This window comes from Enterobacter sp. 50793107, from assembly GCF_001463365.1.
Taxonomy (GTDB): Bacteria; Pseudomonadota; Gammaproteobacteria; order Enterobacterales; family Enterobacteriaceae; genus Enterobacter; species Enterobacter cloacae.
In genome coordinates this window covers 37165-60726 of the sequence record NZ_LNII01000016.1, presented here as the reverse complement: position 1 = coordinate 60726, position 23562 = coordinate 37165, and the positions used below count along the sequence as shown (strand labels likewise).

The following is a 23562-nucleotide window of genomic DNA, read 5'->3' as shown; positions in this document are numbered from 1 at the left end:
TTGTTCCACAGGTGTGCTGCTATACCCGATAGTATGTCACACGCCTGTGAAACAAAAGGGAGATCAGGGATGGTGTGTCTCTTTCATCACCAGCGCCGTGGCGGCCGACAGCAGGCAGCCTGCCAGCAGGTAGCCTGCCACGCTGTGCCAGTTTCCGCCGGAGAACGTTACCAGCGCGGCGGCAATAAACGGTGTAAATCCGCCACCCACGACGCTCGCCACCTGGTATCCTACGCCCGCCCCGCTGTAGCGGTAGCTTGCGCCGAACAGTTCGGTAAACATCGGTTGCTGCACGCAGACCACCATGTCATGGGCAATGTTGGCGAGCATAATGGCAAAGAAGACTATCCAGAAGACCGACTGTGCCTCCAGCGCCATAAAGAACGGCCAGGCGCTCAGGGAGCCAATCAGCGCACCGGTAATATAGACGCGGCGGCGGCCAAACCGATCCGCAAGCCAGGCGAAGCAGGGGATTGTCAGACAGCTGATCCCGCCCACCAGCAGACCGATATTCAGGAACAGCTCACGGGGGAGGCCGAGGTTCTGCGTGGAATAGTTGAGGGCAAACGCGGTGACGATATACATCGTCAGCAGCTCGCACAGGCGCAGGGCGATAATTTTCAGAAAAGCGCCAGGATGACGAATGAGCGCCTCCATCACCGGCAGCCGTTTTCTGGCAACGGGTTTTTCCCGCTGCTGTTCAAACTCGGCGGACTCTTCCATTCCGTTACGGATCCACAGCGCGGCGATAACCAGCACGATGCTGAAGATGAAGGGAATGCGCCAGCCCCAGCTCAGAAACTGCTCATCGGTCGTGAAGTGGCTGATAAGCGATACCAGCCCGGTAGAGAGCAACAGACCCACGCCGTACCCAACCTGCACGCCGCTGCTGTAGAACGCTTTCTTATTTTTCGGTGCGCTTTCGACCGATAACAGCGCCGCGCCGCCCCATTCGCCGCCCACGGCAAAGCCCTGAATGGCGCGCAGGGTGACCAGCAGTACCGGAGCCCACCAGCCAATCGTGGCAAACGACGGCAAAATACCGATGAGCGCAGTGGCGATCCCCATCATCCAGACGGTGAGCATCAGCATGCGTTTGCGGCCAAGGCGGTCGCCGAAGTGGCCGAAGATCACCCCGCCCAGCGGACGGAACAGGAAGCCGACGCCAAAGGTGGCAAACGCGGCGAGCGTGCCCATGGCGGGGCTAATTTGCGGAAAGAATTCGCGGTTAAAGACCAGAGCGGCGGTGATGCCGTAGAGCAAAAAATCATACCAGTCCACGACGGCCCCCGCGAAGCTGCCAAAGGCGGCGCGGCGGGCACGGTTAAGGCAAGGGGTCCCCTCGCCGGGACGTGTGGAGATGAGGGTGGAGTCCATAGTTGTCCTGTCTGCACTGATTTTTTATTTATTGGTATAAGAAAAGGTTACTCACAAAGCCATCGTCATAGCGACGCGATCTATGAGACTACCGCGACGGGCGGCACGAGGAAACTGATTTTATTTCCTGATGGGTAATGCAAAGCGGCTACGCTATGCTTAGCAAATAGTGAAGCGACTAAGGAAGGGAATATGCGTCGTAGAAATGTGCTGGGCTGTCTGGCTGCCTTGCTCATAAGCCAGAGTGTCCAGGCGGTGAGTTATCCTTTACCGCCCGCCGGGAGTCGGCTGGTGGGCAGCGCGCAGGTGATTGCCGTACCGGACCACAATACCTTGCCGCTTGAAGCGTTTGCCGCGCAGCACGGGCAGGGGCTGAGCAACATGCTTGAGGCAAACCCCGGTGTTGATCCGTTTTTACCGCAATCCGGTACCCGACTGGTGGTACCTCAGCAGCTCATTCTTCCCGATACGGTTCGCAAAGGCATCGTAGTGAACGTGGCGGAAATGCGCCTTTATTATTACCCGCCAGGCAGCAATACCGTTGAGGTGTTTCCCATCGGTATTGGCCAGGCCGGGCGCGAAACGCCACGCAACTGGGTGACAGCCGTCGAGCGCAAGCAGGAAGGACCAACCTGGTCGCCCACGCCAAACACCCGGCGTGAATATGCAAAAGAGGGGAAAACGTTGCCCGCATTCGTTCCCGCCGGGCCGGATAACCCGATGGGGTTGTATGCGCTCTATATTGGCAGGCTTTATGCCATTCACGGTACCAACTCGAATTTCGGCATCGGCCTGCGCGTCAGTCAGGGCTGCATTCGTCTGCGTAATAACGATATCAAATACCTTTTCGACAATGTGTCGCCAGGCACGCGCGTGCAGCTTATCGATCAGCCTGTAAAAGTGACGACGGAGCCGGACGGCAGCCGCTGGGTGGAAGTGCATGAACCGCTGTCGCGCAACCGCGCAGAATTTGAATCAACCAATAAAGTGCCGCTGCCGATTACCCCCGCGTTGCGGGCACAGCTAATAAACGAGGGGGCGGGCGCTGAGCTGGAACGTCGATCCGGGATGCCGGTTAAGCTTGCTTTGCCCGGTGGCGCTGCGCTTACCGGGCCTACAGTCCCGTAGGCCGGGTAAGGCGAAGCCGCCATCCGGCAGTTTTCCAGAACGCACAAAAGCAAAAAGCCTGCTTTAAAAGCAGGCTTTTCAAATTTGGCTCCTCTGACTGGACTCGAACCAGTGACATACGGATTAACAGTCCGCCGTTCTACCGACTGAACTACAGAGGAATCGTGTGAACGGGGCGCATAGTAACGACCTCGGTTCGCCTTGTCAAAGGGTGAAACCACGCTTTGCGTCTGTTTGCTGACAATTTCAGCAAAGTGGCGATTTTGCCAACGTAATGCACCGTTGTGGTGCGGATATACCTCTTATGGGGCAGATCATAAACCGCTGTTTCAGTAATAAATCCGGCGTCTATGATTAGGTTTCCTTATTTTCAGGCGCTTAGCGAACAAATCAGACCTGCTGGTAAAACTGGCATTCATATTGCAAAACCTGTTCAACAACAACAGCCAGTACCGGCACAGCATTTCGAACAGGGGGCAAAATGAACTTAAGACGACTGAAATACTTCGTAAAAATCGTCGATATCGGCAGCCTGACTCAAGCGGCGGAAGTGCTGCATATCGCGCAGCCTGCGCTGAGCCAGCAGGTGGCTACTCTGGAAGGCGAAATGGATCAGCAGCTGTTGATCCGCACCAAACGCGGCGTGACCCCAACAGAAGCAGGCAAGATCCTGTATACCCACGCGCGCACCATTCTTCGTCAGTGCGAACAGGCGCAGCTGGCGGTAAATAATGTTGGCCAGACGCTGAGCGGACACGTTTCCATCGGGCTGGCACCGGGGACCGCAGCGTCTTCAATCACCATGCCACTGCTGCAGGCGGTGCGCGCTGAGCTGCCGGAAGTGCTGGTCTATCTGCACGAGAACAGCGGCTCTGTCCTGAATGACAAGCTGCTCAACGGCCAGCTGGATATGGCGGTGCTTTACGATCGCTCCCCGGTTGCGGGGATCACCAGCCAGCCGCTGCTGAAAGAAGATCTGTATCTCGTGGGCACCCGCGATTGTCCGGGGCAGAGCGTTGACCTCACTGCGGTTGCAGAGATGAATCTTTTCCTGCCGCGTGATTACAGCGCCGTGCGCGTACGCGTGGACGAAGCGTTCTCCCTGCGCCGCCTGACGGCGAAAATCATCGGTGAAATTGACTCCATCTCCACGCTGACTGCGGCGATCGCCAGTGGGATGGGCGTCACGGTGCTGCCGGAATCCGCCGCCCGCTCGCTGTGCAGCGCAGCAAATGGCTGGATGGCGCGCATCACCACGCCATCAATGAGTTTACCGCTGTCGCTGAACATGTCCGCCCGTGGCTCGCTGTCGCCACAGGCGCAGGCGGTGAAAGAAATTTTAATGTCGCTGGTGAGTAAGCCATCGCTGGAGAATCGTGAACTGCAGCTCGTGAGTTAATATTCCAGAAAAGCATAAGATGCTGGTTTTTATTATTTGTTCTGCAGCTCAGCTGACTCTAACAATAGAGCTATGTCAGATGCGCCGGAGTGAATCGTGAATTTCCAGCAACTTAAAATTATCCGTGAGGCGGCCAGGCGGGACTATAACCTGACCGAAGTCGCCAATATGCTTTACACCTCCCAGTCGGGTGTCAGCCGCCATATTCGCGAGCTGGAAGAGGAGCTTGGCATTGAGATTTTTATCCGTCGCGGCAAGCGCCTGCTTGGCATGACGGAGCCAGGTAAAGCGTTGCTGACCATCGCTGAGCGGATCCTCAACGAGGCCAGCAATGTCCGTCGCCTGGCGGATCTCTTTACCAATGACGCCTCCGGCGTGCTCACCATCGCCACTACCCATACTCAGGCACGTTACAGCCTGCCGCCGGTGATAAAAGCGTTTCGTGAAATTTTCCCTGACGTTCGCCTGGAGCTTATTCAGGGCACGCCACAGGAAATTGAAATGCTGCTGCAAAACGGTGGGGCGGATATTGGTATCGCCAGTGAACGCCTGAGCAACGACCCGCTGCTGGTGGCCTTTCCCTGGTTCCGCTGGTACCACAGCCTGTTGCTCCCGCTCGATCATCCGTTGAATCAGGTTTCACCCCTAACGCTGGAAGCGATCGCGAAATGGCCGCTGATTACGTATCGCCAGGGTATTACCGGACGTTCGCGCATCGATGAAGCATTCAACCGCAAAGGGTTAACGCCGGATGTGGTACTGAGCGCACAGGATTCCGATGTGATCAAAACCTACGTTGAGCTGGGGCTGGGCATTGGCCTGGTGGCGGAACAGTCTGGTGGCGAGGGTGATACCGGAAACCTCGTGCGTCTGGATACACGTCATCTGTTCGATGCCAATACCGTATGGCTCGGCCTCAAGCGCGGGCAGCTACAGCGCAACTACGTATGGCGCTTTATCGAGCTCTGCAACGCCGGGCTGTCCGTTGACGAAATCAAACGCCAGGTGATGGAGCCGGAAGAAGTGGCGATTGATTATCAGATATAGCTGCTGGCTTGCCCGGTAGCGCTGCGCTGACCGGGCTCATTGCTTAGTTGAAATGATATTTTTTAAAGACCGACTGCGATTCGAAGGTGTCGGCAATCGCCTGAATATTCCTGAAATCTGCTGCGTTGACAACGTGTGGGATCATCGACTGAATAAACGTCCAGACCACCGTACTGGTGACGGCAACCTGATCGGGAACTGTGGTGGTCGGGCGCTTCTCCAGCAAGGTATTCCATTCCCTGCAGGCCGCCAGAAGCTGGATTGTAATGCGTTCGATCCATGAAGCGTGCTGTTTCTCCAGCGGCCGCTGGTGGTGTTCATACACATTTTGCACGGCTTTCTCAGCGGCGGCGAGGATAAAGCCCAGCGTCTGAAGATCGTTTGCCAGTGCATCCGGCGCGACGGGCAGGAGTCTTCGCTCGGGGGCGGCCTGAGCCTCAAAATAATTAAGTATCAGCGATGAGTCCATCAGACGCGTTCCATTATCCAGAACCAGCGTTGGCGCTTTTACCGCAGGGTTGAACCGGGAAAATTCTTCAAATGTGCTGAATACCGACAGCGGCTGGCTTTCAAACGCAACGCCATAAAGTTCCAGGGAGACCGCCACGCGGCGTACATAAGGTGAATCCAACATGCCAATAAGCTTAATCATAATCTCCGTTTTCCTGTCGCTGTGAAATGACACGCTATTGAAGCTTCTGAACAGACATTACGATACATTCGTCATGACGAATATCTTCAATATCTTACCGCCAGAGTTAGTATTACTGACATATCGCCAGGCCGCCTTTTTTATATTGTGTTTGGTTCAGGGAGTTTTCATGTCTGATTTTCCACCTATCGCCAGTTTGCGAAGCTTTGAAGCCGTCGCCCGTCTTGGCAGCGTGACGCAGGCGGCGAAAGAACTCCACGTTACCCATTCCGCTATCAGCCAGCAGATTAAAGTGCTGGAGGAGATGGTGGGCGTTAAGCTCTTTATCCGGAACGGGCGAGGGGTGCAGATCAACGAAGAAGGGCGGCTCTATGCCATACAGGTACGCGAGGCGCTGAACCATATCGCAGATGCTACCCGGCTCGTGCAGGTGAAGCCGAGAAAGCAGGAGCTGACGCTGGCAATGGTGCCGTCTTTTGGATGCCACTGGTTAATGCCGCGTCTGGAACGCTTTCGGGCGAAATATCCACTTATCACGCTGCGGATCCAGGCCAGCCTGACAGTCACCAGCCTGCAGCAGGAGGGGATAGACATCGCCATACGGATGGGGAGGGGAAAATGGGAAGGGAGTAACAGCCATTTTCTTTTTTCCGATGAACTCATTGTGGTGGCCGCACCTGGCTATAACGACGGTGTGCTGCCCACTACGCCGACTGAGATTGCAAAGAGTCATATTATTTTTTCCATGGAGTCGTGGAAAACGTGGTGCGTGAATGCGGGGCTTGAGAAAGAGATCGTGCCTGGTGGTTTATGTATTAACGACTCCAATATCATCCTTGAGGCTGTCCGACTCGGGAAAGGCATTGCGCTGGAGCGCCGTTCTCTGGTTCAGGATGCCATCACCCGGGGAGAACTGGTCCAGCTTACCCCTTTCACTGCGCCGTATCCCTGGCCTTACTGGCTGGTGGCATCGCAGTTAACGGAGGCGAAGCCGGAGGTGGCTCTCTTTGTCGAGTGGCTTGATGAGGAAGTGGCGGCCTGGCGTCAGCTCACGGAGTCCTGAACTCTTTTTTACAATACTGCCCGCAATACGGTGAATGCCTGACGGAGGATTCACCGAAATACTCCTGCATGTCTTCAGCTTTCACATAACAACACATGGATCATACACGTTCTCTCAGGATAATCGCTGCTATAGCTTTACGGCTATGTTGGCGTTGGGGACATGCTGCTGTATCAATTCAACGATCCAGTCTATAAAAACGCGCAGTCTGGCGTTGACATGGCGGTTCGGCGGAAACGCCAGGTACAGGGGCATTGGAGCAATACGCCAGTGTTCAAAAAGCGGAATCAGGGCACCACGAGCCTGATGCGCTGCCGCCATATAGACTGGCAGTGCGATCACTCCTAATCCCGCTAACCCGGCTTCGAGGTAAGCATTGCCATCATCCACGGCCAGTACATAGCTGCCCGTGATTTCAATACGTTCACTCTCACTGCGCAGTACCAGAGGATCAATCTTACCGGTGCGTGAGGACAAGAACCCTACGATGCGATGGTCGGTGTTTTCCAGCTCTCGCGGGTGCGAAGGGGGGCCAAGGCGTTCCAGATAATTGGGGGCGGCGTAGACGCCGATTTGCAAATCTCCGACATGGCGTGCAATCAGGGACTGATCGGTGATCTCGCCGCCGCGCAGCACGCAATCCACGTTGTCGCCAATCAGGTCCACCACCCGGTCGCTCACACCCATGTTGAACTGAATGTCAGGGTAGCGTGCGTGGAAAGCCGGTAGCGCCGGCACCAGGATGAGGCGGGCCAGCGGACTGGGCACATCCACCCGTAGCCGTCCCCTGGGCGTAATTGCCGCACTGGACAGACTGTTTTCAGCATCTTCCATGTCCGCCAGCAGGCGGATGACGCGTTCGTAGTAGACCGCGCCATCGGGAGTGACGCTGAGTTTGCGGGTGGTGCGATGGAGCAATCTGACGCGCAGGCGCGCTTCCAGCTGCTGAATAAGCTGCGTCACCGTGGTTTTGCTCATATGAAGCGTTTGGGCAGCCTTTGTGAAGCTACCTGCCTCTACCACGCGAGCAAAGGCGCGCATCGCATCGAAACGATCCATTCCTTATCCTCTCTTTTCACCGATTGTTTGGATATTACAAACAATGATGGACAAAGTCGCTTGTTTATCCGCCCGATCCTGCACCTGTAAAGTGTCTTTAAGCTCATTGGGCAGATTTCGCCCCATTGCAAAGGTGTAAATATGACAGCACGCGAAGCAGTTTTTCCCTCAGGACGCCAGGCGCTCTATGAGCGCAATCGCTATTCACCGGCCATCAAATCTAACGGTTTCCTGTTTGTTTCGGGGCAGGTTGGTAGCCGTGAGGATGGTTCGCCTGAGCCCGATCTGAAAGCGCAGGTCAGGCTGGCATTCAATAATCTTAATGCTGTCCTCGCGGCTGCGGGCTGCACGTTCGATGACGTGGTTGACGTTACCCTTTTTGTCGTCGATCCCGAGTCAAACCTCGACGCTATCTGGAGTATCCTGCCAGAATATTGGGGGGAAGCGCCTTACCCAACGTTGACCGGGATCGGCGTGACATGGCTGTACGGATTCCAGTTTGAGATTAAGGTGATTGCCAGGCTGCCCTGAGCGTTAGGGACTTTCCGCCAGTCGAAAGTCAAGACAGAGGAAAAATGATGAAAGCAGGGGATTATTGCCCGGTGGCGCTGCGCTTACCGGGCCTACAGTCCCGTAGGCTGGGTAAGGCGAAGCCGCCACCCGGCAGTTTTCCAGAACGCACAAAAGTAAAAAGCCTGCTTTAAAAGCAGGCTTTTCAAATTTGGCTCCTCTGACTGGACTCGAACCAGTGACATACGGATTAACAGTCCGCCGTTCTACCGACTGAACTACAGAGGAATCGTGTGAACGAGGCGCATAGTAGCGACCTCGGTTCGCCTTGTCAAAGGGTGAAAACACCCTTTTTGATCGTTTGCCGACAATTTCAGCAAATCGCTGATTTTATAGCAAATTTGCGGTGAAATTACACAGCAGGATGCGCCGCCCGCGGGCAGGCGGCGCAGTTGTTTAGAACAGCACGGAGTAGTTCAGACCAAACGTGCGGCCACGGCCTTTATAGGTATACAGACCCGGTGCGCCATACGTTGGGCTATACAGCCCCGGTGCGCGCTGTCCCCAGGCGGTGGTGTAGTCTTTGTCCAGCACGTTTTCCACGCTGAAGCTCACTTTACCCACCGGCAGGGCGTAGCTGCCCAGGAAATCTACCGTGTTATAGCCATCGATCTTCTTACCGTCGGCATCAGAGACGTCAAAGGTCTGGGTACTCTGCACGCGCAGGGTCCAGTCGCCCGGCGCCCAATTGACCCAGGCGCTGGCTTTCGACGGGCTGGCGCTGTCTACCGTCAGCTTCTCCCATTTACCGTTTTCACGGGTTTCAGACTTAATGGCGTTAAAGTTCGCGCCGGTGCTCCAGTCGCTGTCGGTGAAGAAATAGTCCACCTGACCTTCCACCCCGTAGATACGACGCTTGTCGTCTTCAAGGTTGATGGTCATATCGGTTTTGTTGATGGTGATGGTTTTATCCGAGAGCGAGTAGTACGCGGCAACCTGCGTGCGCAGGTTATCGCCGGTGTAGCGCCAGCCCAGCTCGTAAGCGTTAACTTTAATGCCGTCCAGCGTCGAGTCGTTAACGTTCACGCTATTCAGCAGGCGATAGTGCCCGTCGACAAGCTGATAGGTGCCGGAGCCGTAGTACTTCGCCAGGTCCGGAATTTCAAAGCCCTGAGAGAAGTTAAACCACAGCTGCTGCTGTTCGGTCAGGCGGCCAAGGATCCCGGCGTTAAACAGGAAGTTGTTGTAATCGGTCTTCCCGCCCGGCACCGCGTCTGCTGAGGTGGCTTTCCCGGTGGCGATGGCCTGCTGCTGGGCGTAGCCAACAAAATCATCCACCTTGTTTTCAGTGTACTGGTAACGCACGCCGCCGCTCAGGGTGATGGCGTCAATGTCGTAGCTCGCCTGCAGGAACGGGGCGAGGTTGGTAATGCTGTAACCCGGATAACGCCCCACGTTGTACGCATTGTCCAGCTTCATGCCGCCGCTCGCTGCCGCTTTACTCAGGTCGAAGAACTGCTGGTTGGCATCGAAGGTTTCATGGTCGGCGTCCACACCCCAGGTGAGCGTCAAATCATCCACCGGCTTGCTGTTCAGCGTCAGCTTGCCGCCGTAAAAATCGGTTTTCTGCTGGGAGGCACCGATGCTGGTCACCGTCCCTTTGCTCAGGGTCGGGAACGGGTAGTAGGTCAGGCTCTCGTCACGATAGTAGATCTGCGCGACCAGGTCCTGGCCCCAGAAATCGGTATTAGAGTACTGCAGGTTAATCAGATGGCGCTCGGTACCGGGAATACGGTCAGAATCCAGGTTGTTTTTGTTATACGCGGTGGCATCACCCGTAACCGCCGAGAAGTTCTTCCCGAGGTACAGGCCGTGTTTGCCATCAGATTCGCTCTTGTAGTACTGGGTGGTTAACTGCAACTGCTGATGATCGTCAATATTGATGGTGCCAGTGCCCATCACATCAATGCGGTCAGAATACTGTAAGCCGGTCTGGGTGTTATCGATAATCACCTCGTCGCCGTTGCCGTCATACCAGCCGCCGTAACGCTGATAAGAAACGGACAGGCGACCAGACGCATTATCATTACCGCCGCTGACCGCCGCCGACACGTTCTCATCGTGGTCGTTGTGGCTGTTAAATCCGCTTTTTGCCCCGGTCTGGAATTCGACTTCCGTCTCCGGCTGACCTTTTTTGGTGACTATGTTCACCAGGCCGCCGGTACTGCCGCCGCCGTACAGTGAAGTAGCGCCGGAAATCACTTCGATACGGTCGATGTTGAACGGATCGATAGAGTCAAGCTGACGGCTGTCGCTGCGGGAGGAGTTCAGACGCACGCCGTCCACCATCACCATCATTGAACGGCCGCGCAGGTTCATACCGTAGTTGGTGCGCCCCTGGCTGCTGACGTCCATGCCCGGGATCAGCTGCGCCAGCACGTCTTTAATCTCTTTCCCGCCCTGAACCTGCTGCTCAATTTCCGCACGCTCGATAACCCAGGTGGTCTGCGCCATCTCCGCCACGCTGCGGTGTGCGCGGCTGGCGGAGACAACGATATTTTCTTCCTTTTGTTCTTCTGCCCACGCAGAGGTCGAAAGCATGGCAAGCAAGCACGGATTTAAAACCCAAAGATGAGAACGTTTCATTGTTATGTTGATCCTGATTGTGTGTGTCAGTACTCGGTGGTCTGTGCTAATGATTTAAAAACCTGGCTGTTATCCGTGCTGGTGGTGCTACGCCAGTGGATCACGCCGGGGGTAGTAGCCAGCTCAAACGGCTCGTCGTCGTGCGCGCGATTGAGAATTCGCGCGGCGCGCCAGGCCATCAGGCTGAGCTGGGGTTCGGCAATACCGAGACGGTGCATCCCGGCATTCACGGCAAACAGGCGGTTGCTCTGCGGGCCGTCCCATTCAAGGGTGAAATCGTTGTTGATGTGAAAAGCTTCGTCGGCATCCAGGTGCAGACGATGGGAGAGTGGCGCCAGAAACGCAGGCTGCGCGGCGCGGTAGCCCGTGGCAAAGATCACCACGTCGCTCTCCAGCTGTTCACGGCCACCGTCGAGGTGATGCTGTAGCGTCAGGCGTTGCCCGTTTTGCAGCCGCGTGAGTGCGGTTACCGAGCGGGACGGCATCAGGTGCGCCCAGGGTTTTTCACGCAGCACTTCAAAGCGGTGGTACATGGCGCGGTAAATTGCCAGCAGAGACTCGGTGGTGATACCGTCAGAGGTCATCTTCTGCTCGTGCAGCATCTGCCGACGGGCCTCTTCACCAAGTGTGGAGAAGCTGTCCACGTACTCCGGCGTGAAATACTCGTTGGCAAATGCGGCCTCATCCAGGGCGTTGTAGTTGTTGCGGCGCGACACCCAGTTCAGGCTCAGCGGCTGACCCCACTCCCCACGGAAGATATTCAAAAACAGATCGGCACCGCTCTGGCCGCCGCCAACGACGGTCACCCGTTTGCCCGCCAAATCTGGCGTGCGCAGCATCATCTCGCTGGCATGGAAGCAGCTGTCATCCTGCGCGGTCACGCAGTCGGGGAGGTTGATCTGTTTACCAATCCCCACGCAGACGTGGCGCGCCAGGAAGCGATCGCGCTGGGTTACTACCTCAAACAGGCCCTTTTTCTCATCAAAACTCACCTGCTGTACCTGCTGACTGAAGGCGAGGTTGGTGAGGTTATCCGCCGCCCAGCTCAGGTAATCAGCAAACTCCTCGCGGGAGACGGTGCGCTGCTCGGTGGTCAGAAAACGGTAGAACTTTTTACGCTGTACCAGGTAGTTCAGAAAGCTATGGCGGTTGGTCGGCTCCACGGCGCTGACCAGATCCTTCAGGAAGCTGGTTTGCATGTGGCAGTCCGGCACCATCATCCCCGGGTGCCAGGAGAAATGCGGCTTACGTTCAAGAAACAGTGAACTGAATCCGTCCAGTCCCTCTGCAAGGGCAGCGATGCTGAGGTTAAACGGGCCAATACCAATGCCGATGAAATCATACGTTTTCATTGCGCTGACTCCTGGGAGACCAGAAAAAGGGGGTTATCGAGATCGCAGACGTAGTTCGGCAGCATGCGGCTGCCACCGTCGTGTTCGGAGAAGGTGAGTTTGACCGGGTTGAGGATCACGCGAATGATCTGCGGCTTAAACAGGTCGAATTTCGCGAAACGTTCTGCAAGATCCGGATGCGCGGCCATATAACGGCGCAAAACCTGCGCCAGGATCTGGTAGAAGCGGGTTTCGCTGACGCCGCTTTGCTGCGTGAGACGCGAGATAAAACGCAGCACCGTCACGAAGTTGCCGGTTTGCAGATCATGGATGATGTACTCCGCGCTCAGGCGCGCCGTGACGGCTTTCACCTGTTGCGGCAGGCTTTCCGCCTGCGGGAAATCTTCAACAACCAGCCGCATATCGCCCTGGAAATCCTTCAGCAGAATGCGCTGCGGTACGTAGTCTTTCATCACCAGGGTTACGTTCTGGCCATGGGCGATGAGCGCCACGCCGTAGCGGCAGAGCAGGTGATAGAACGGGATCACCGTGGCATCGAACAGTTTTTCCAGCCAGGCTTCGGCAGTTAATCCCGAATGCGCAATCCACGCGTCAATCAGCGGGCGTCCGGCGTTGTCGGTCTCCATCAGCGCCGCCATCAGCACCGCCTGCTCGCCGTCCTGCAGATAGCAGGACGGGTTTTCGCGCCAGATCACGCCCAGCATCTCCTGATAGCGATAGGGCGCTTTCGGTAATGCGGCGTAACCGGTATGCGACAGATATCCGGCGGCGGGTTCGCCAAGCACCTGCGCGCCAGAGCGGGTGAGGGTGGCGTCGCTGGCAAACTGCTGCTGTAACCAACGCGAAGCCAGCGGACCGGCGGCAATGTACTTGCCCGGAATGCCGCGATAGCAGGAGGTGTTGTAGATGGTCAGCGGCAGCTTGATGTCATACGGCGCGCGGCGGCTGGCGTTGGTCAGCGTGCGCAGGGACTGTTGGGCCAGATACTCATCGCCAAATTCCCCCAGCTCTACCATCTCACCGCGCGCGAGCTGGGCCAGGAAATGGACGGCAATTTTTTGCTGCCACTGCCACGGGTGCAGCGGCACCGGCAGCCAGCTGTCGTCAAGCTTCAGCGCCTGCCAGCGGGCGTCAAAGCGTGCGCGCTCGGCACTGTCCATGGTGCTGGCCAGCAGGGTGTTGATATCGCAATCGACATCGCTGCTCCAGACCAGATGCTCGCGCTGCACGGCAACCCAGTGCAGGCGAAAACGGCCACGGTATTCCGGCGCGTACTGGCGCAGCGCATCCAGCCCCCAGCCGCGGCGTCCTTTGTTAAAAATGAACTTGGGATGGCCGCTCATCAGACACTGGAGTTCGTCCGGGTCGAGATGAATAAGCGCGTCGGCATCGAGCGTCTCTCGCGCCTGCAGCAGCTGCATGTCGCCCCGCAGCGTGGCGTAAAGATCTTCCAGATGCTCTGCCGTTTGTGCGTCGCTCATCTCCAGCACCGTCGCCAGCTGCAAAAACGCGCTTTCCGCTTCCACGGCGGCACCGCTGGTGGTGGTCAGACTGGCGGGATCGATATGTAACCAGCCCCAGATGCCGCGCGTGGCGCGAAACTGCCATGTTTCGCTGCCCATGGTGATTTGCCAGCGGTCAGCGGCCAGCGGCTCGGCGCTCAGGGTACGTTCGTATTCCAGCTCGGCGAGGATCTTCGCCACCATCTCGCGGTTCACTTTTTGCCAGAGTGCGTTCACAGTCCCACCTCGCTGAAGAAGCGGTGACGCTCGCTCATGATGAGGCGCGAACGTTTATGCGGGAAGTCGAACTCTTTAACGGTGTCAAAACCGGCGGAAGCCAGATGGCGGAACAGGCGCTGATTGTCGAAACGTGGCTCAGCGACAATGCGCGTCGTGCGCGGTTCATCCAGCCACAGATAGTGGCTCAGACCGCGCAGCCAGCTACGGATATACTGCGCGCCGCGCCAGTTCTCTTCGCCGACCAGCATATGCAGCCCACGGTCAAACGGCTGCCAGCGATAGTGGCGTCCGATACGGTCTTCTGCGGCCCAGTAGAGTTCAAAATAGCCGAACGGCTGATCGTCAAAGCAGCCGATAACCGGGTAGCAGTACGTCGAGTCGAGCTGACGGCGCAGGTAGTTTTCCTGCTCTTCCTGAGGACCGGCCATCTCCCAGAACGCATTAACGCGCGGGTTGTTCATCCACTGGGTAAAACGCTCGCCGTCCAGCGCCACGTCGGCCACGCGGAAGCTCAGGGTGCGTTTAATTTGCGCATCGTAACGGCGATAAACTTCCCCTTGCGGACGGTGAGGGCGCTGCGGGAAGTAAAGCTGACGGCTCTCATCGAATTGCATGCCACCGCTGGCCTGCGGACGCTCCCCCTGCAGCCACAGCGGCAGCTGCCAGAAGGTCTCACGGGCCAGATAATCGCCGCTGGCAAGCGCAAATAACGCCTGCGCCTGCGGTTCATCCTGCCAGGCTGCCCACGGCAGCGTGATGCCGGTCAGTGCCGGTGCGGCGACAAACAGCTGATCCAGCGCCTCGACCAGCCAGCCGTCCGGGATATCGCGCAGGCGCTCCAGCACCGCGCTGCCGTCGAGGCCTAAGGTTAGCGGCAAGGACGTGTCCGTTGCGGTGCAACGAAAGCCGTAGCCGGAATGGACGATATTCGCGTTAGCCATCACGCCTTCTCCTTGTAAAACGGGTTGCTAAAGTCGAAATAGATCACTGCCGGATCGGCAATCGTGTTTTCGTTGCGATCGTGCAGGTAGCAGAAAAAGTTGCCTTTGCAGTTCCAGGTCGGGCTGTCGAGCACGTAGTCAAGGCAGCGGGTCTGCTTCGCGGTCTGGCGCAGGCTGGCCAGCGCGTCACGCACCCGTGACATCAGACTCTCTTCGCTGTCGAAACCTGCGGCGGCGAGGGCAGCGGTGACGGCGAGTGTGGAGTTCAGCAGCAGGTAATAGGGGAAGTAGCGCAGCAGCTGGCTCTCGCCGAAGCGGTTTTCCACCTCGCTTTCACCTGCCTCTTTCAGCCACGCGTCGGCCCCTTCGGTCCAGGCGCTGCCCTGGCAGTCACGGTAGATAAGCCCGACCGGGAAGTCCTGCTGCATCTCCACAAGAATGTTTTGCTGATGTGCCAGCAGGACCAGACCGTAATCGGCTTCGGCGCTGAACAGCGGAAGGAGAACGCGGTCGCAATAGGCGTCCAGCCAGCAACGCGCGGCCTGGGCGAGGGGGAGATCCAGACGCTGGCTGAGACGGCGGACCGCAGCCGCCAGCAGGCTGTCACCACCGTCCGGCGCGGCCTGCGTCAGGCTCACCAGCACGTTGGTTTGCGTATCCGGCGTATCAAACAGCAGGTTCACGCGCAGCGCCATCAGGCTCTCTTCCTGAATGACGCCGCTTTCGTCACGCAGACCCGCCCAGCCGTCTTCCTGCATCACGCGCATAGTGGGGTAGCGCGCCTGGAGCTCCTGCCAGCGCGCCGTTTTCGCCAGACGCGCCAGACGCATCCCGCGCTTAACCTCTTTCACCGACAGCGTGCGCACCGAGTTGGTCAGGCGCACGCTCAGTGAAAACTTAATCATGTCGCTGTTGGTTTCGCAGTACAGCGAGCGGGAGGAGCTGGTGGGCAGCCATTGCGCGCCCGCTTCGCCCAGATCCTGCAAGGCTCCCTTCGCCACCAGTCGCTGGCACCAGTCCTGACCGAGCAGATACTCCGCCTGCCACGGGTGCATCGGCAGCAGCCAGCGGGTGTCGGTGAAATGACCGAGCAGTTCAGGGGCGCTCTGGGCTGCGAAGCGCAGCAGACGTTCGCGCAGGGAGACGTTCAGGCTCTCGCCAGCGATCAGTTCACTCTCAACGGCAAACCAGCGCAGCGGAAAGCGGGAGGCGAAATCGGGCAAATAGCGGCGGGCTTCGGTTTCGTTAAACGGCTCGTGTGACTTCGGGGCCGGATGGAATGCGTGGCCGACCAGCAGCGCCTGTTCCGCCTCGGCGAACGTCAGCGGCGCATCGCGCAGGTTTGCCCAGCGGTGACGCAAGTCGATCGCCTGCCAGGTATGGGCATGGCTTTCAAGGGCGCGCTGCTTAAAACGCGCCAGCGTATCGGCATCCAGTGAGCCTTTTACAGCAGGTTTTTCAAGAATTAAATCAACCAGTTGAGGGAAATTGACGGCGTCACTACGGTCGCTGTCGGTCTGGATGAGCGTTGCCGGGAAGCGATACTGATGATGCTGGGTTGGGGAGAAATAGTGTACTGAAACCCGGATGGCCTGGGTTTGCGAGAGCGGGATATGGATCTGCGATAGCTCATCCGCAGCGGTAGCGGGGAGATAGCGCCAGTCCTTCGTTTCGCGCAACAGGGCGTTTAAAAAACACTGGGCCGCAACGTCTGTACCGGCAGAGCGGGGCAGAGTACGCATAGATGTACCTCATTCCATGACTGATAATAATTCTCGTTATGATATTCATTCTGTTTACAGTCGCAACTATTTTTGCAATATTTGTTTTCATAAACTTCATGATTTCCACACATTTATTGACACTATGTTCACAATTCTATGCGCTCACTTTCCGACACTCTGACCGACAATCTCACCCCGAAAGCGAACTGGCCCCTGGCGTTGTGTGCCGGTTTACTGGGGATCGGGCAAAACGGTTTGCTGGTCATGCTGCCGCAGCTGGTCACGATGACCGGGCTATCGCTCTCCGTTTGGGCGGGTCTGTTGATGTTCGGTTCGATGCTCTTTTTACCGGCTTCGCCCTGGTGGGGACGCCAGAGCGAGCGGCACGGCTGTAAAAGCGTGATGCTGGCCTCGCTGAGCGGCTATCTGGCAAGTTTCTTCGTCATGGCGCTGGTGGTCTGGGCAATGGCGAACGGGATGCTCAATGCCGCCTGGGGGCTGGCAGGGCTTATCCTCTCGCGCACCCTGTACGGCCTGACGGTCTCTGGTCTGGTGCCGGCGGCCCAGACATGGGCCATTCAACGTGCGGGTCTGGAGAAAAGAATGGCCGCGCTGGCGACAATAAGCTCGGGCCTCAGCTGCGGGCGTCTGCTGGGGCCGCCGCTGGCAGCGCTGATGCTCAGCGTTAACCCGGTGGCACCGCTGTGGCTGATGGCTATGGCTCCGTTTATCGCCCTGCTGCTGGTGCTGCGTGAAGTGGCCGATCCACCTTTACCGCCAGTGGCGCAACAGGCGACGCGGCTGCAGCCATCAATGCTGCCTTATCTTATGCTGGCGCTGTTGCTTGCCGCACTGGTGAGCCTGATGCAGCTGGGTCTGTCACCCCATCTCAGTCCGTTGCTGGACGGCAATGCGGCGCAAATCAGCCATCACGTCGCGCTGCTGCTGAGCCTGGCCGCGCTGGCAACGCTCGCTGCCCAGTTTCTGGTGGTGCGTCCGCAGCACTTTCGCCCGATGACGTTACTTTGCCTGGCAGCGGTGTTGATGGTGGTCGGGCTTGGGGTGATGTGTCTCGCGGATGTGGCGCTGTTCTATGTGGGGATCGTCATTACCTCGCTGGGAGCGGCGATGGCAACGCCCGGCTATCAACTGCTGCTGAACGACAGGTTAACGACAGGCAAAGGGGCGGGGGTAATCGCCACCAGCCATACGCTGGGGTACGGCGTCAGCGCGTTGCTGGTGCCGCTGGTGACGCGCACATTCGGTGAAACGTTTTTAATCGTGGCCGCCTGGGCAATGGCGCTTCTGTTTTTAGCCTTGAGCTTTGGGGTACGGTCGGTTGAGCGTACCCCAGAAACAGGGGCCTAGTGGACGTGACGAAAGGCGGTGCTGCCGGAACCCTCACTCTGGCGCAGACGCTGCAGGGGATCCTGCTGATAAAAATGACAAAAACGTTGCCACAGGGCCGGGAAACGCGGGGCGAACAGCTCCGGGGCGCTAAAGAAATACTCTGACAGCACCGCAAAACACTCGGCCGGATCGGTTGCCGCATAGGCATCAATGCTGGCCGCGCTTTCCCCGACAAGGTCAATCTCATCCTGGATATTTTCCATCGCCGCATGCAGGTCGTGCTCCCAACCGGCGACTTCACGCAGCGGGATCAGCGGAACACCGCTGGCGCGATCGCCGTTGCGGGTATCAAGCTTATGCGCCACTTCGTGAACAATCAGGTTAAACCCGGACGCGTCGAACGAGTCCTGAATATCCAGCCAGTTGAGGATGATGGGGCCTTGCTGCCAGCTTTGCCCGGACTGCACCACGCGCTGGTTATGCACCAGGCCAATATCATCTTCCCACTCGTCATCAACGATAAATGGCGCGGGGTAGATCAGCACTTCGTGGAAACCATCCAGCCACTCGATACCCAGTTCGAGCACCGGCAGGCAGAAAAGCAGGGCGATACGCGCGCTTTTAAGTGCATCCAGCTCAAACCCCTGCAGCGGAACCAGCCGCTTTTGCTGCAAAAAGCGATCCGCCAGTTGAATGAGCTTTGACTGTTCATCCGGCTGGAGGTTGGCCAGCACGGGGATCGCCAGCGCGTCATCCCACGGCAGCGCCACATGTTGACCAGCGTCATTTGATTTCCAGGGCCACTTAATCATCGCTGTGCTCGCAAACTCGTCACGTGTACAAAATTGAAAGGTCAGGTTCCGTTAACATGCCAAAGAACCCGGCATGAAGGCAACTATAAAACGTAGAGATGTGGGAATGGCAGGAGAGGCCAGCCCTCTGCCATTATTCAAACACTTATCCCGTTTCCTTTCAGTGACAAAAATCCCATTGAGACGATCCCCAGCGGAAAACATGGCACAACGGGTGATACAGAGCGTTTATCGACGTTTGATTTCCCCGAGCGCGTCGATCAGTTGCGCCTTCTCCAGCGCTGAGATCTGTTTATCGTTCAGCAACCCGGAGAGCTGGCGGTCCTGCTCTTCACCAAATCCGCCACCGGTCATGATTTGCCGGCTAATCAGGTTCAGGATGGTGTTATCCAGTTGAAGAATTTGTGCTCTTACTTCTGCCAGCGGGCGGGGCTGCCACGCTTTTTCAGGCTGCAAACGCCATCGATCGAGATAGCGGTACTGGATGTTTTTACTGACGGCCATCTGTGTCTGGACAAACGCATCGATACTCTGCGGATCCAGCATGACGTCGCGGGCAGCACTCTGGGCCTTCAGAAGCACATTTTTTTCTCTCGGAAGATCCTCAACGGGAAGATGGTTCGCCGCCTTATAACCCGCCACATCTTTCATCACCTCGAATCGTGTATTTAATGCCTCAGCCAGCTCAGGAAGGGTTGCCGAATTCACGGACGCGGCCAGCGATGAACCACACATTAAAATTGACGAAACCACAACTGCGAAATAGCGCACGGTTATTCTCCCGCAAAGATGAATTGAGCATCTATTATCGCAGCCTGTTTATTACAGGCAATCGTTTATAACGTTAATAAACGGTCATATTTGTAAGCATTTCAGGGGACGGATAGAAAATAAAAAATCCTGAAGAATAAAGTCATCGATAGCGCAAATGTCTTTAATCTTATTGCCAAATTTCGCATTTCCAATTGCTATGACTGGAATATGCTACCGAGCGATATCTTATTCTCCATTTCAGAAATAATATGAAAAATAACCACCCTATGTTCGGACGGAAATGAAGAAAATTTATAAAAATGAGTCAGGCAAATCACCGACGGCAACGTATGGGATACGCTTAACCCTGGTTGCGATAACTCACCGTGATCTGATTACTCAGCACATGCAGCGGTGCGTCGAAACGCCCCCCCGCGCTGGAATAATACTCAAAACGAAACGGCCCGCCAGCCGGCATCCCGGCAGGCAGGGGCAGCTCCCCGGCAAAGCCGGGCAGCGTCAGGCAGCGCGTGGTGCTGCACAGGCGAATGCGAAACCCGGCGGGGGTCAGGCCGTCTGTCTGAATCTTCCAGTACACGCGCGAGGCCACCACGCCAGCGGGCAGGGGAGAGGGGCTTTGCACCGGTTTGCTTTTCAGTACCATTTGCCCCCGGGTCATTACACCGCCAAAGCTCTCTCCGCTCCAGGAACCGTCCGCCGCGACAGCCAGCGGCGACACCAGAAACAGTGCAAGCGCTGCTCTCATCATCCTTTGCCCCCAATCAGATACGTCATCCGCACGTTGCGCTGGGTATTGATCTCCTGGCTGGAGAGCACCGCCAGCTGCGGGAAGATGCGGCGCAGGTAGCGCGACAGCATCAGACGCAGGGCCGGGTTCACCAGCAGCACCGGCGGTGCGCCTAAACCTTCCTGATGCTGCAGCGCCTTTTCGGTCTGCTTCATCAGGTTTTCAGCTATCCCCGGCTCAATCGCGCTGCCGCTCTGGGTCGCCTGGATCAACAACTGCTCCAGGGAGAGATCCAGCCCAATCAGCTGAATGTCCTCCTCGCCCGGGAACCACTGCTGGGTTATCGCCCGGGAAAGGCGCGCCCGTACGCGGGTGGTCAGCTCATCAGCGTCGCTCTGGGCGGTGGCAAACTCCGCCAGCGTATCGATGATGGTACGCATATCGCGGATCGGCACGCGCTCGGCCAGCAGATTCTGCAGCACCTTATGCAACGTGGTCAGGCTGATGACCGCCGGGATCAAATCTTCCACCAGTTTCGGTGAATGTTTGGTGATCTGGTCGAGCAGCTGCTGCGCCTCCTGACGACCAAACAGCTCCTCGGTATGGGTGGTGATCAGATGGTTAAGGTGCGTTGCCACCACTGAACTCGGATCCACCACCGTGTAGCCCAGCGTCTGCGCCAGTTCGCGGTGGACTTCGTCAATCCACAGCGCAGGCAGGCCAAAGGTGGGCTCGGTGCACGGCGTGCCGGGCACTTCCCCCTCGGCGCAGCCGGGGTTGATCGCCATCCAGCGATCCGGCTGCACTTCCCCGGAACCAATGGTGACCCCTTTTAGCAGGATGCGATAGTGCGTTGGCGCCAGATCCAGGTTGTCACGAATATGCACGGCAGGCGGCAGGAAGCCCATCTGCTGGGCAAATTTCTTGCGAATGCCGCGTACGCGGGTCAGCAACTGACCCTGCTGTTCGTGATCCACCATCGGGATCAGGCGATAGCCCACTTCCAGACCCAGAGTATCTTCCATCTGAACATCAGACCAGGAGGCTTCGTTCACCTGCGCCACCTCAGCGTCCGCCGCATCGGCATCCGCCTGTGCGCCGCCGGTTTTTTTCGCTTCACCTTCGCGGCCGCGCAGCCACCAGGCGACACCCAGCAGCGTGGCGGTAAACAGCAGGAAGACGAAGTTAGGCATGCCGGGGATCAGCCCCAGCAGGCCAATCACGCCCGCCGCCAGCACAATTACGCGCGGAGAGGTAAACAGCTGACCCACCATCTGCTCGCCCACATCCTGATCGTTGGCAACACGGGTCACCACCACACCGGCCGCGGTGGAGATCACCAGACCCGGGATCTGCGCCACCAGACCATCACCGATGGTCAGTAGGGTATAGGTCTCACCGGCTACGCCCACGGACATGTCGTGCTGCATCACGCCGATCACCAGGCCACCAATTATGTTGATCGCCATAATCAGCAGCCCGGCGATGGCATCGCCACGCACAAACTTACTTGCACCGTCCATCGAACCGTAGAAGTCCGCCTCCTGCGTCACCTCTTTACGGCGGCGTTTGGCTTCCTCTTCACCGATCAGTCCGGCATTGAGATCGGCGTCAATCGCCATCTGCTTACCCGGCATCCCGTCGAGAGAAAAGCGCGCGCCCACTTCTGCAATACGTCCGGCACCCTTGGTGATCACCATAAAGTTGATGATGATCAGAATGATGAACACGATGATACCAATGGCGAAATTACCGCCCACCAGGAAGTGGCCGAAGGCCTCCACCACCTGACCCGCGGCTTCCGAACCGGTATGGCCGTTCATCAGGATCACGCGCGTTGAGGCGACGTTAAGCGCCAGACGCAGCAGGGTGGAGAACAGCAGCACCGTCGGGAACGCCGAGAACTCCAGCGTGTTCTGGGTAAACATGGCGACCAGCAGGATCATGATCGACAGCACGATGTTGAAGGTAAACAGCAGATCCAGCACAAAGGTCGGCAGCGGCAGGATCATCATCGCGAGGATGGTCATGATCAGTACTGGCCCGGCAAGTACCTGCCACTGGGTTTCCTTCATGTTGGGTAATCGTAATTTGGTGGCGATATTGGCCATCACTCTCTACTCTCTTGTGCAAAATCCATCCCCGCCGGAACGGGAAGATCTTTAGGTGTCAGCGGACGTAAGCCATAGCCTTTACGCCAGCGCTTAAGGCCATAAACCCAGGCCAGCACTTCCGCCACCGCGCTGTACAGCTCGGCGGGAACCGGTGTGCCGGGGTCACAGTGGCGATACAGGGCGCGCGCCAGCGGCGGCGCCTCAAGCATGGGGACCCGGTTCTCTTCGGCCAGTTCGCGGATGCGCAGGGCGATAAGCCCGCTGCCGCTGGCAACCACCATCGGCGCGCCCATGGCGCCTTCCTGGTACTTCAGGGCGACCGAATAGTGGGTCGGGTTATTCACCACCACGTCAGCGGTGGGGACGTCGCTCATCATTCGCTGCTGCGCCATCTGACGCTGCAACTGGCGAACCTTACTTTTAATCAGCGGGTCGCCTTCCTGATTTTTGAATTCGTCTTTGATTTCTTTCAGGCTCATGCGCAGCTTTTTGAAGTTGCTCCAGAGCTGGTAAACCACGTCGAACGCCACCATCGGGATCAGCGATAAAATAATGACCAGCATGCAGCCCATCAGCAGGGCGCTGATATCACCCAGCGCCATGCGCAGCGGTTCATACATCAGGCTGATAAACTTCCCTTTGTTGAACCACAAAAACAGCCCGCCGCCGATGCCCGCAAGCGTTACCTTCAGAATGCTTTTCACCATTTCCGACACCATCTGCCCGGAAAACAGGCGTTTGATGCCGCTGATCGGATTGAGTTTTTTGACGTTAAATTTGAGAGCCTTAGCGCTCATATTCAGGCCGCCAATCAGCGACGGCGTGGCGACGGCGGTCAGAAACAGGCCACCGACGAACGGCAGCAGCGCCATAAACGCCATTCCTAGCAGCGATCCGGCGTGATGCAGCATCTGCTGCGGATCGCTGACTAACAGCCGGTCAAACGTTAAGCCGTTATGCAGCAGATGCTGCAGCTGTTTTGCCAGCCAGCCGCCCGCCACCAGCAGTAACCCCCAGCCTGCCAGCAGCATCAGGACGCTCGTCAGCTCGCGCGATCGGGGAACCTGTCCCTCTTCGCGCGCTTTTTGCTTTCGGTGGGGTGTGGGGTCTTCTGTTTTTTCGCTGTCGTTTTGTTCTGACATGAC

The 23562-nt window shown here is 57.4% G+C and carries 19 protein-coding genes and 2 tRNA genes; 6 read left to right on the top strand and 15 right to left on the bottom strand.

Features of this window, described 5'->3' with window-relative positions:
* Positions 1 to 63: 63 nt before the first annotated feature.
* A complete protein-coding gene (shiA, locus tag APU11_RS03340) occupies positions 64 to 1377 on the bottom strand; it encodes a shikimate transporter (protein WP_045292636.1) in 1314 nt (437 codons plus the stop codon).
* Between the two features lie 192 nt (positions 1378 to 1569).
* Between shiA and ldtA the strand changes: the two genes are divergently transcribed.
* Complete coding sequence (ldtA, locus tag APU11_RS03335; protein ID WP_058650986.1) at positions 1570 to 2505, top strand: L,D-transpeptidase; 936 nt, start codon at positions 1570 to 1572, stop codon at positions 2503 to 2505.
* 85 nt (positions 2506 to 2590) lie between these two features.
* Here the strand turns inward: ldtA and APU11_RS03330 are convergent.
* Positions 2591 to 2666 (bottom strand) — tRNA-Asn (locus tag APU11_RS03330).
* Positions 2667 to 2986: 320 nt separating this feature from the next.
* Here APU11_RS03330 and nac point away from each other — a divergent pair.
* Positions 2987 to 3904 (top strand): nitrogen assimilation transcriptional regulator NAC, encoded by a 918-nt coding sequence (gene nac / locus APU11_RS03325; RefSeq protein ID WP_010432103.1) that lies wholly within the window; start codon positions 2987 to 2989, stop codon positions 3902 to 3904.
* A 96-nt stretch (positions 3905 to 4000) separates the two neighbouring features.
* A complete protein-coding gene (cbl, locus tag APU11_RS03320; RefSeq protein ID WP_013097829.1) occupies positions 4001 to 4951 on the top strand; it encodes an HTH-type transcriptional regulator Cbl in 951 nt (316 codons plus the stop codon).
* A gap of 43 nt (positions 4952 to 4994) precedes the next feature.
* On the opposite strand, the gene APU11_RS03315 is transcribed toward cbl, so the two are convergent.
* Positions 4995 to 5603, bottom strand: coding sequence for a glutathione S-transferase family protein (locus tag APU11_RS03315; RefSeq protein ID WP_038979630.1), 609 nt, complete (start codon positions 5601 to 5603; stop codon positions 4995 to 4997).
* 169 nt (positions 5604 to 5772) lie between these two features.
* Here APU11_RS03315 and APU11_RS03310 point away from each other — a divergent pair, with 169 nt between their 5' ends.
* Positions 5773 to 6666: a LysR substrate-binding domain-containing protein gene (locus APU11_RS03310; RefSeq protein WP_038979632.1), complete on the top strand. Its 894-nt coding sequence runs from the start codon at positions 5773 to 5775 to the stop codon at positions 6664 to 6666.
* Positions 6667 to 6795: 129 nt separating this feature from the next.
* On the opposite strand, the gene APU11_RS03305 is transcribed toward APU11_RS03310, so the two are convergent.
* Complete coding sequence (locus tag APU11_RS03305; protein WP_038979634.1) at positions 6796 to 7725, bottom strand: LysR family transcriptional regulator; 930 nt, start codon at positions 7723 to 7725, stop codon at positions 6796 to 6798.
* Between the two features lie 141 nt (positions 7726 to 7866).
* Here APU11_RS03305 and APU11_RS03300 point away from each other — a divergent pair, with 141 nt between their 5' ends.
* The gene (locus tag APU11_RS03300) at positions 7867 to 8256 is read left to right on the top strand and encodes a RidA family protein (protein WP_013097827.1); all 390 of its coding nucleotides are present in this window, start codon (positions 7867 to 7869) and stop codon (positions 8254 to 8256) included.
* 191 nt (positions 8257 to 8447) lie between these two features.
* Here APU11_RS03300 and APU11_RS03295 read toward each other — a convergent pair.
* The 6 genes from APU11_RS03295 to APU11_RS03270 form a co-directional block, all read right to left on the bottom strand.
* Positions 8448 to 8523, bottom strand: a tRNA-Asn gene (locus APU11_RS03295).
* Between the two features lie 168 nt (positions 8524 to 8691).
* Positions 8692 to 10881, bottom strand: coding sequence for a TonB-dependent siderophore receptor (locus tag APU11_RS03290; RefSeq protein WP_013097826.1), 2190 nt, complete (start codon positions 10879 to 10881; stop codon positions 8692 to 8694).
* Between the two features lie 26 nt (positions 10882 to 10907).
* Positions 10908 to 12233 carry a SidA/IucD/PvdA family monooxygenase gene (locus tag APU11_RS03285; RefSeq protein ID WP_040019891.1) on the bottom strand — a complete coding sequence of 442 codons (1326 nt, stop codon included), beginning with the start codon at positions 12231 to 12233 and terminating at the stop codon, positions 10908 to 10910.
* A complete protein-coding gene (gene iucC, locus APU11_RS03280) occupies positions 12230 to 13972 on the bottom strand; it encodes an IucA/IucC family siderophore biosynthesis protein (protein ID WP_072200355.1) in 1743 nt (580 codons plus the stop codon). The genes APU11_RS03285 and iucC overlap by 4 nt, the downstream gene beginning before the upstream one ends.
* Positions 13969 to 14916: a GNAT family N-acetyltransferase gene (locus tag APU11_RS03275; RefSeq protein ID WP_023620165.1), complete on the bottom strand. Its 948-nt coding sequence runs from the start codon at positions 14914 to 14916 to the stop codon at positions 13969 to 13971. The genes iucC and APU11_RS03275 overlap by 4 nt, the downstream gene beginning before the upstream one ends.
* The gene (locus APU11_RS03270) at positions 14916 to 16658 is read right to left on the bottom strand and encodes an IucA/IucC family protein (RefSeq protein WP_058650985.1); all 1743 of its coding nucleotides are present in this window, start codon (positions 16656 to 16658) and stop codon (positions 14916 to 14918) included. Before APU11_RS03270 ends, APU11_RS03275 begins: the two co-directional genes overlap by 1 nt.
* Positions 16659 to 16796: 138 nt before the next feature.
* Between APU11_RS03270 and APU11_RS03265 the strand changes: the two genes are divergently transcribed.
* Positions 16797 to 18008: an MFS transporter gene (locus APU11_RS03265; RefSeq protein ID WP_058650984.1), complete on the top strand. Its 1212-nt coding sequence runs from the start codon at positions 16797 to 16799 to the stop codon at positions 18006 to 18008.
* Here APU11_RS03265 and mtfA read toward each other — a convergent pair.
* From mtfA to flhB, 5 genes are all read right to left on the bottom strand, one after another.
* On the bottom strand, positions 18005 to 18802 hold the full coding sequence (gene mtfA, locus APU11_RS03260; protein WP_048971594.1) for a DgsA anti-repressor MtfA: 798 nt from the start codon (positions 18800 to 18802) through the stop codon (positions 18005 to 18007). The two genes, APU11_RS03265 and mtfA, sit on opposite strands and share 4 nt — an antisense overlap.
* A gap of 228 nt (positions 18803 to 19030) precedes the next feature.
* A complete protein-coding gene (locus APU11_RS03255) occupies positions 19031 to 19573 on the bottom strand; it encodes a chorismate mutase (protein WP_058650983.1) in 543 nt (180 codons plus the stop codon).
* Between the two features lie 343 nt (positions 19574 to 19916).
* Positions 19917 to 20324, bottom strand: coding sequence for a flagellar protein FlhE (locus APU11_RS03250; RefSeq protein ID WP_058650982.1), 408 nt, complete (start codon positions 20322 to 20324; stop codon positions 19917 to 19919).
* Positions 20321 to 22414: a flagellar biosynthesis protein FlhA gene (flhA, locus tag APU11_RS03245; protein WP_045903253.1), complete on the bottom strand. Its 2094-nt coding sequence runs from the start codon at positions 22412 to 22414 to the stop codon at positions 20321 to 20323. Before flhA ends, APU11_RS03250 begins: the two co-directional genes overlap by 4 nt.
* Complete coding sequence (flhB, locus tag APU11_RS03240) at positions 22414 to 23559, bottom strand: flagellar biosynthesis protein FlhB (RefSeq protein ID WP_038420058.1); 1146 nt, start codon at positions 23557 to 23559, stop codon at positions 22414 to 22416. The genes flhA and flhB overlap by 1 nt, the downstream gene beginning before the upstream one ends.
* Between the last annotated feature and the right edge of the window lie 3 nt (positions 23560 to 23562).

What these genes read in the sequence shown, in the direction of transcription:
- shiA (WP_045292636.1), bottom strand. Translation starts at nt 1,377, where the DNA reads ATGGACTCCACCCTCATCTCCACACGTCCCGGCGAGGGGACCCCTTGC.
- flhB (WP_038420058.1), bottom strand. Translation starts at nt 23,559, where the DNA reads ATGTCAGAACAAAACGACAGCGAAAAAACAGAAGACCCCACACCCCAC.
- nac (WP_010432103.1), top strand. Translation starts at nt 2,987, where the DNA reads ATGAACTTAAGACGACTGAAATACTTCGTAAAAATCGTCGATATCGGC.
- flhA (WP_045903253.1), bottom strand. Translation starts at nt 22,414, where the DNA reads ATGGCCAATATCGCCACCAAATTACGATTACCCAACATGAAGGAAACC.
- APU11_RS03270 (WP_058650985.1), bottom strand. Translation starts at nt 16,658, where the DNA reads ATGCGTACTCTGCCCCGCTCTGCCGGTACAGACGTTGCGGCCCAGTGT.
- mtfA (WP_048971594.1), bottom strand. Translation starts at nt 18,802, where the DNA reads ATGATTAAGTGGCCCTGGAAATCAAATGACGCTGGTCAACATGTGGCG.
- APU11_RS03290 (WP_013097826.1), bottom strand. Translation starts at nt 10,881, where the DNA reads ATGAAACGTTCTCATCTTTGGGTTTTAAATCCGTGCTTGCTTGCCATG.
- APU11_RS03315 (WP_038979630.1), bottom strand. Translation starts at nt 5,603, where the DNA reads ATGATTAAGCTTATTGGCATGTTGGATTCACCTTATGTACGCCGCGTG.
- ldtA (WP_058650986.1), top strand. Translation starts at nt 1,570, where the DNA reads ATGCGTCGTAGAAATGTGCTGGGCTGTCTGGCTGCCTTGCTCATAAGC.
- APU11_RS03310 (WP_038979632.1), top strand. Translation starts at nt 5,773, where the DNA reads ATGTCTGATTTTCCACCTATCGCCAGTTTGCGAAGCTTTGAAGCCGTC.
- APU11_RS03300 (WP_013097827.1), top strand. Translation starts at nt 7,867, where the DNA reads ATGACAGCACGCGAAGCAGTTTTTCCCTCAGGACGCCAGGCGCTCTAT.
- APU11_RS03250 (WP_058650982.1), bottom strand. Translation starts at nt 20,324, where the DNA reads ATGATGAGAGCAGCGCTTGCACTGTTTCTGGTGTCGCCGCTGGCTGTC.
- APU11_RS03305 (WP_038979634.1), bottom strand. Translation starts at nt 7,725, where the DNA reads ATGGATCGTTTCGATGCGATGCGCGCCTTTGCTCGCGTGGTAGAGGCA.
- APU11_RS03285 (WP_040019891.1), bottom strand. Translation starts at nt 12,233, where the DNA reads ATGAAAACGTATGATTTCATCGGCATTGGTATTGGCCCGTTTAACCTC.
- APU11_RS03275 (WP_023620165.1), bottom strand. Translation starts at nt 14,916, where the DNA reads ATGGCTAACGCGAATATCGTCCATTCCGGCTACGGCTTTCGTTGCACC.
- APU11_RS03265 (WP_058650984.1), top strand. Translation starts at nt 16,797, where the DNA reads ATGCGCTCACTTTCCGACACTCTGACCGACAATCTCACCCCGAAAGCG.